Origin of the sequence: Cellulomonas endophytica, assembly GCF_004123805.1 — a bacterium.
GTDB classification, from domain to species: Bacteria; Actinomycetota; Actinomycetes; order Actinomycetales; family Cellulomonadaceae; genus Cellulomonas; species Cellulomonas endophytica.
On the sequence record NZ_RWJX01000029.1, the window covers coordinates 41,914 to 49,110 of the forward strand.

The 7,197-nt window shown below is 77.3% G+C and carries 7 protein-coding genes; 5 read left to right on the top strand and 2 right to left on the bottom strand.

The features are described from left to right. Positions 1-7: 7 nt before the first annotated feature. A complete protein-coding gene (locus tag EJA20_RS10400; RefSeq protein ID WP_129338086.1) occupies positions 8-2,140 on the bottom strand; it encodes a putative bifunctional diguanylate cyclase/phosphodiesterase in 2,133 nt (710 codons plus the stop codon). Positions 2,141-2,252: 112 nt separating this feature from the next. Between EJA20_RS10400 and serS the strand changes: the two genes are divergently transcribed. The 5 genes from serS (at position 2,253) to EJA20_RS19115 (ending at position 6,938) form a co-directional block, all read left to right on the top strand. Beyond that, complete coding sequence (serS, locus tag EJA20_RS10405) at positions 2,253-3,578, top strand: serine--tRNA ligase (RefSeq protein WP_129338087.1); 1,326 nt, start codon at positions 2,253-2,255, stop codon at positions 3,576-3,578. Continuing rightward, entirely contained in the window at positions 3,575-4,369 is a 795-nt protein-coding gene (locus EJA20_RS10410; RefSeq protein WP_129338088.1) for an HAD family hydrolase, read from the top strand. The genes serS and EJA20_RS10410 overlap by 4 nt, the downstream gene beginning before the upstream one ends. A gap of 34 nt (positions 4,370-4,403) precedes the next feature. Further along, positions 4,404-5,318: an EamA family transporter gene (locus EJA20_RS10415; RefSeq protein ID WP_129338089.1), complete on the top strand. Its 915-nt coding sequence runs from the start codon at positions 4,404-4,406 to the stop codon at positions 5,316-5,318. A 109-nt stretch (positions 5,319-5,427) separates the two neighbouring features. Beyond that, positions 5,428-6,195 carry a CHRD domain-containing protein gene (locus EJA20_RS19110; protein ID WP_205687449.1) on the top strand — a complete coding sequence of 256 codons (768 nt, stop codon included), beginning with the start codon at positions 5,428-5,430 and terminating at the stop codon, positions 6,193-6,195. Continuing rightward, on the top strand, positions 6,192-6,938 hold the full coding sequence (locus tag EJA20_RS19115; RefSeq protein ID WP_205687450.1) for a class F sortase: 747 nt from the start codon (positions 6,192-6,194) through the stop codon (positions 6,936-6,938). Before EJA20_RS19110 ends, EJA20_RS19115 begins: the two co-directional genes overlap by 4 nt. A gap of 11 nt (positions 6,939-6,949) precedes the next feature. Here EJA20_RS19115 and EJA20_RS10425 read toward each other — a convergent pair. After that, positions 6,950-7,197, bottom strand: a 248-nt coding sequence (locus EJA20_RS10425; protein ID WP_276319530.1) for a methyl-accepting chemotaxis protein, incomplete at its 5' end; no start/stop codon positions are given.

A 7,197-nucleotide genomic window follows, 5' to 3' on the forward strand; every position in this document is an offset into this window, starting at 1 on the left:
GCGCACGTCACCCCAGCGCGGCGGTGACGGCGTCGGCGGGGACGGGGCGACCGAGCAGGTAGCCCTGCGCGTAGGGGCAGCCGAGGCGGCGGACGCGCGCGAGCTGGCCCGGCGTCTCGACGCCCTCGACGACCGTGGCGGCCCCGATGGCGCCGGCCAGGTCCACCACCATGGAGAAGATCGACTCGTCGTCGGGGAGCCGGGCCGTGAAGGAACGGTCGACCTTGAGCACGTCGATGGGCAGGTCGCGCAGGTACGCCAGCGAGCTGTACCCCGTGCCGAAGTCGTCGACCGCCATCCGCACCCCCAGGCGCCGCAGCCGCTGCAGCGCGGGGACCGCGGCGGCGACGTCCTCCATGAGCACGGTCTCGGTGATCTCCAGCTGGAGTGCCGAGCCGGGCAGCCCCGCACGCTCCAGGGCGGCGGCCACGCGGTCGACGCCGTCGGGGGAGGTGAGCTGGCACGAGGAGGTGTTGACGGCCACGGTGAGCTCGCGCCCCGTGCGCTCCCGCCAGGTGCGCACGTCGGCGAGGGCGCGCCGCAGCACGTGGTCGGTGAGGGCGTCCATGAGCCGCAGCTCCTCGGCCACCGCCACGAACTCCGACGGCGGCACGGGCCCGTGCCCCGGCCGGTCCCACCGCGCGAGCGCCTCCCACCCCACGGGCGCCGGGCCGGGCGCGTCGAGGCGGTGGATGGGCTGGTAGGCGAGGGCGAGCTCGCCCTCGCGCACGGCCCGCCGCAGGTCCGCGTGCAGGGTCAGCGTCGTCGTCGCGCGCTCGCGCATGGCGGGGTCGAGGACCGCCACCCGGTCCCGGCCCGCGCCCTTGGCGCCGTACATCGCCACGTCCGCGTCGCGCAGGAGCCCGGCCACGTCGCGCTCGCCGGGGCCGGCCAGCGCGAGGCCCACGGACAGGGAGGCCGACGCGACGCCGCCGGCCCCGGGCAGGTCGACCCGGGCGGCCGCGCGCACGCGCTCGGCGAGGGCGCGCGCCTCGTCGGGGGTCGAGAGCCCCGGGCACAGGACGGCGAACTCGTCGCCGCCCAGGCGTGCGACGGTGTCGCCGGGGCGCACGACCTCCTGCAGCCGGTCGGCGACGACGCGCAGCAGCTCGTCGCCGACGGCGTGCCCCAGGGAGTCGTTGACGAGCTTGAAGCGGTCGACGTCGCAGAACAGCACGGCGGTGGCGCGGCCGTCCCGGCCCGACTGCGCGAGGGCCACCTCCACCCGGTCGTGGAAGAGGGTGCGGTTGGGCAGGCCGGTGAGGGCGTCGTGGGTGGCCGAGTGCGCGAGCGCGGCGGCGTCGCGGCGCTGCTCCGTGACGTCGACGACGACCGCGCCGACGCCCAGCACCCGGCTCGCGGTGCGGACGGGGAACCAGCCGGCCACGTGGACCCGCCCGTTCGCGAGCAGCTCGACGTCCGGCAGCGGCTCGCCGGAGGCGAGCACCCGCTCCAGGCTCGCGCGCACGACCGGGTCGAGCGCGGCCTCGTCGTGGGGCCGCCGCCCGAGTGCCGCGGGCAGGGTGAGCCCGAGGACGTCCGCGAGCCCGCGGTTGACGCGCACGAGACGCAGGGCGGGGTCCCAGAAGCCGAGGCCGACCGTCGTGGCGTCGAGGTAGGTGTCCAGGAGCGCCAGGCTCTCGCCGCGCTCGCGGGCGGCCTGGCGGTACGCGGCGGCGGCCGTCCCGGTGATGACGCCCAGCGCGGCCAGGAAGAACGCCCGGACGAGCGCGACGACGACGCCGCCGTCCGCGGCCTCCTGCGGCAGGAGGGTCAGGTAGGCCAGCGGCACGACGACGGGCACGACCCGCCCGATGCGCCGCGGCAGGATCAGCGGGTGGACCGACGCCACGACGAAGTACCAGAGCAGGAGCGAGGAGCTGCCCGGCACCCTCTGCGACAGCAGCAGCGTGCCGGCGACGACGACCACGGCGCCGCGGACCGTGCTGTCGAGCACGCTGCGGCGGCCGAGCACGCCGGACACGCCGAGGGCGGCGAGCAGCGCGCCCACCGCCAGCGCCTCCCACCAGGTCCGCTCGACCTCGAGCTGGAGGACGACGGTGTGCGCCGCGAGGGCCGCGCACGTGACGGGCTCCAGGAGCCGCACCCGGTCCGGGATCGTCAGGCTGCGCCGCGGCACGGCCGGGAGCCTCCACATCGGGACCTCGCACCCCCTGCCGTCGTGCTCGGATGCTAGACCGCGCCCCCCGGGGCCGCGCGCCCGGTCGCCGGTCCGTCGATAGGCTCGCCCCGTGATCGACCTGCGACTCCTGCGCGAGGACCCGGACCGGGTCCGCGCGAGCCAGACCCTCCGCGGTGACGACCCGGGCCTCGTCGACGAGGTGCTCTCCGCCGACGCCCACCGCCGGTCCGCGCTCACGGAGTTCGAGGGCCTGCGGGCGGAGCAGAAGGCGTTCGGCAAGCGCGTCGCCGCCGCCCGGGGCGAGGAGAAGGCCGCGCTCCTGGCGGAGGTGAAGGGCCTGGCGGAGCGCGTGAAGGCCCTCGGCGCGGAGGCCGACGAGGCGGAGGCGACCGCGACGGCGCTGGCCCGCCGCATCGGCAACGTCGTCGAGGACGGCGTCCCGCCCGGGGGCGAGGACGACTACGTGGTCCTCGAGCACGTGGGCACCCCGCGGGACTGGGCGGCCGAGTACGGGGACGGCTTCACCGTCCGCGACCACCTCGAGCTCGGCGAGGGCCTCGGCGCCATCGACACCGAGCGCGGCGCGAAGGTCTCCGGGGCGCGCTTCTACTTCCTCACCGGCATCGGGGCCCGGCTGGAGCTCGCGCTGCTCACCGCCGCGATGGACACCGCGCTCGCGGCGGGCTTCACGCCCATGATCACGCCGACGCTCGTGAAGCCGGAGGTCATGGCGGGCACGGGCTTCCTCGGCGCCCACGCCGACGAGGTCTACCGGCTCGAGGCGGACGACCTGTACCTCGTCGGGACGAGCGAGGTCGCGCTCGCGGGCTACCACTCCGGCGAGGTCCTCGACCTGTCCGCCGGGCCGCTGCGGTACGCGGGGTGGTCGGCGTGCTACCGGCGCGAGGCGGGCTCCTACGGCAAGGACACCCGCGGCATCATCCGGGTCCACCAGTTCCACAAGGTCGAGGCGTTCTCCTGGACGACGGTCGAGGACGCGGCCGACGAGCACCGCCGGATCCTCGGCTGGGAGCGGCAGATGCTCGACCTCGTCGAGCTGCCCTACCGCGTCATCGACACGGCCGCCGGCGACCTGGGCTCGAGCGCCGCCCGCAAGTTCGACTGCGAGGCGTGGCTGCCCAGCCAGGGGCGCTACCTCGAGCTCACGTCCACCTCCAACTGCACCACCTTCCAGGCCCGGCGCCTCGGCGTGCGCGAGCGGACGGCCGACGGCGCCCTGCGGCCCGTCGCCACGCTCAACGGCACGCTGGCGACCACGCGGTGGATCGTCGCGATCCTGGAGAACCACCAGCTCCCCGACGGGTCCGTGCGGGTGCCGGCCGGGCTCCGGCCGTACCTGGGGGGCCTGGAGGTGCTCGAGCCGACGGCGGCGCGGGGCCCGGTGGGGGCGACGAGTGCGGAGGTGCGGTCATGAGGCGGACGCGGCTGGTGGCGCTGGACGTCGACGGGACGGTGATGTCCTACGACGGCGTCATCTCGGCCGGCGTGCGGGACGCGGTGTCCCGGCTGCGGGAGGCCGGGGTGCACGTGGTCCTCGCGACGGGCCGGGGACCGCACTCCGCGGTGCCGGTGGCGCGGGACCTGGGGCTCGACGACGGCTGGGTGGTGTGCTCCAACGGTGCCGTCACGGCCCGCGTCGCCCCCCTGAGCGACGACGGCTTCGAGGTCGTCCAGGCCGTCACCTTCGACCCCGGCCCCGCGCTGCGGGCGCTCGCGCTGGAGATGCCCGACGCGCTCTTCGCCGTGGAGGACCTGGGCCACGGCTTCCGGGTGACGGGCGAGTTCCCCGCCGGCGAGCTGTCGGGCAGGGTGCAGGTCGTCGACTTCGAGGAGCTGCTCGGGCAGCCCGCCACCCGCGTCGTCATCCGGGAGCCGCAGGCGGAGCCCGACGAGTTCCGCGCCCTCGTCGAGCGGGTCGGCCTCCACGAGGTGGAGTACGCCGTCGGCTGGTCGGCCTGGCTCGACCTCACGCCGGGCGGCATCTCGAAGGCGAGCGCGCTCGAGACCGTCCGGCAGGACCTCGACGTGGAGCCCTTCGGCACGATGGCGGTCGGCGACGGCGCCAACGACTGCACGATGATCGAGTGGGCGGCGCGCGGGGTGGCGATGGGCCAGGCGCCCGAGCACGTGCGCGCCGTCGCCGACGAGGTCACCGGCACCGTGGAGGACGACGGGCTCGTGCCCGTGCTGCTCTCCGTCCTGTGACGGCTGCGGCAGCCCGCCGCCCGGTGCCGGGCGCGTGACGCGGGTCCCGGCGCCGGCGCTCTTCGTCGTCTCGGGGCTCACGCAGTACGTCGGCGCGGCGGTCGCGGTCGGGCTCTTCGCGGTGCTGCCCGCCCCGACCGTGGCGTGGCTGCGGGTCGCGGTCTCGGCGCTGCTCCTCGTCGCGTGGCGGCGGCCGTGGCGCGAGCGGGAGCCCGGCGGCGGGCACGGGCCCGCGTCGGGTCGGCCGGTCTGGCGCGGCCGGCGGCTCGGCGTCGCCGTCGCGTTCGGCGTCGCGCTGGCGGTCATGAACGTCGCGTTCTACGTCGCCATCGACCACCTGCCCCTCGGCACGGCGGTCGCCGTGGAGTTCCTCGGCCCGGTGGCCGTGGCGGCGCTGACGGGGCGCGGGTGGCGGGAGCGGGGCGCGGTCGTCGTCGCGGCCGGCGGCGTGGCCCTGCTGGCCGGGGTGCAGCTCGGCGCGGGTCCGAGCGCGGGCGTCGGGCTCCTCGCGGCGCTCGGCTCGGCCGCCGCGTGGGCGGCGTACATCCTGCTCGGCCGCCGGGTCGCGCTCGCCGGCGGCCCGGGCTCCGACGCGCTCGCCGGCCTCGCGGTCGCCATGGCCGCGGGCGGCCTCGTCCTGGCACCCGTGCTGGCGCCGGGAGCGGCGCCGCTGCTGGCCGACGGGCGGCTGCTCGGCCTCGTCGTCGTCGTCGCGGTGTGCTCCTCGCTCGTGCCCTACGGGCTGGAGCAGCTCGTCCTGCGGCGCGTGAGCGCGGCGACGTTCGCCGTGCTGCTCGCGCTGCTCCCGGCCACGGCGACGGTCGTGGGGGCGGTGGGGCTGCGCCAGGCTCCGGCCCTGCCCGAGCTCGTCGGCCTCGCGCTCGTCTCCGGCGCGATCCTGCTGGCCGGACGGCCGCGGACGGCCGGCCCCGAGGTCGCGGCGGGCTGATCGCGGACCCGTCGGGATCCGGACCCATCCGGCTCCCGGCCCGCGCCGAACCCCGGGTGTCCGCAACCGCTCGACCGGGGCGCGCAGAGGCGCCCGGACCGGAGACACCATGCGCACCACCGCACGTCGGATCGCCCTGGCCGGATGCGCCGCAGGGCTCCTGCTCCCGATCGGCGCCGCCGGCGCCTCCGCCGCCGACGGGGACACCAACGCGAACCTGCGCCCCGTCGTCCTCAACGGCGTGGAGGCCAGCGGCACCGCGATGGCGAGCGTCCGCGGCACCACGCTCACCGTGACGATGGCGGCCGACGGCCTCCTGGCCGACGTCCCGCACGCCGCGCACATCCACTTCGGCGCCGAGGCCCGCAACGAGTGCCCCGCAGCCTCCGACGACACGGACGGCAACGGCACCCTCATCACCTCCGAGGGCGTCCCCGCCTACGGCGGCATCGTCGTCTCGCTGACGAAGACGGGCGACACCAGCCCCGCCAGCGGCCTCGCCGTCGACCGCTTCGACACCGCGCCCGGCGGGAAGATCGCCTACCAGCGCGGCTCCATCGAGATCGCCCCCGAGGTGGCCGACGCCATCGTCGCCGGCAAGTCCGTCGTCGTCATCCACGGCGTGGACCACGACGGCGACGGCACGTACGGCGGCGAGGCCAAGAGCGACCTCGACCCGTCCCTGCCCGCCGAGGCGACCGACCCCGCGCTCTGCGGCGTCCTCGCGTCGGCCCCCTCGGGCAGCGTCGCCGCCGGTGCCGGCGGCACCGCGACGACCCAGGCCCAGCCCGGCCTCGTCGCGCTCGGCACGGGCCTCCTGGCCGCCGGCGTCGGCGCGGTCGCCCTGACCGCCCGCCGGGCACGCGCCCGCGCGTGAGCACCCCGTCCCGGCCGGGCCGGCTCGGCGGGGGGCGGTGGCCCCTGGTGGCCGTCGGCGCCGTGCTGGCCACGGCCGGGGCCGGCGTGCTGGGGGCGAGCCTGTCCGGGGCCGCCCCCTCGGCGCCCCCGCGCACGTCCGTCGCCACCTCCGCCGAGCCCCAGCCGGGGGCGGCGGGGGAGGCGGCCCTGCCGTCGGCCGTCCCGTCGTCGGACGCCTCGGCCCTCCCCGCCGACGGCCCGGCGGCCGTCCCCGTCCCGGCGGCCCCGGCCGTCGACCTCGGGCCCGTCCTGCCGGCCGCCGCACCCGTGGCCCTGCGCATCCCGTCCATCGGCGTCGACGCCGGCGAGCTCGTCCCGCTGGCGCTCGACGCGCAGGGCGTCCTGCCGGCGCCCGAGCGGTACGACCTGCCCGGCTGGTACACCGGGGGGCCGCACCCCGGGGGCCTCGGCCCGTCGGTGATCGCCGGGCACGTCGACGGCCCCGACGGCCCCGCCGTCTTCTACCGCCTCGGCGAGCTCGAGCCGGGGGCGGTCGTGGAGGTCCCCCGCGACGACGGCACGGTCGCGACCTTCGTCGTCGACGCCGTCGAGCGCTACGCGAAGGCCGACTTCCCCACCTCGAGGGTCTACGGCAACACCACGGACCGCGCGGAGCTGCGCCTCATCACCTGCGGCGGCGCGTTCGACCGCACGACGGGCCACTACGTCGACAACATCGTCGTCTTCGCGCACCTCGTGTAGCCGGCGGCCCGTCAGCCCTCGAAGCGCGCCGCCATCGCGGCCTGCTGCTCCAGCACGTCGCCGATGCGCTGCTGCACGGCGTCGAGCTGCCCGACGATCTCGCTCGTCGCGTGGATCCCCGCGGCCACCGACCTGCTGCTGGACTGGATGCCGGCGATCTGGTCGGCGACGCGCTGCGTGGCGGCGGCCGTCTCCCCGGCCAGCTCCTTGACCTCGTTCGCGACGACGGCGAAGCCCCGGCCCACCTCGCCGGCGCGCG

Excerpts from the sequence above, each read along its gene's own strand:
- EJA20_RS10410 (WP_129338088.1), top strand. The coding sequence starts at position 3,575 with ATGAGGCGGACGCGGCTGGTGGCGCTGGACGTCGACGGGACGGTGATG.
- EJA20_RS19110 (WP_205687449.1), top strand. The coding sequence starts at position 5,428 with ATGCGCACCACCGCACGTCGGATCGCCCTGGCCGGATGCGCCGCAGGG.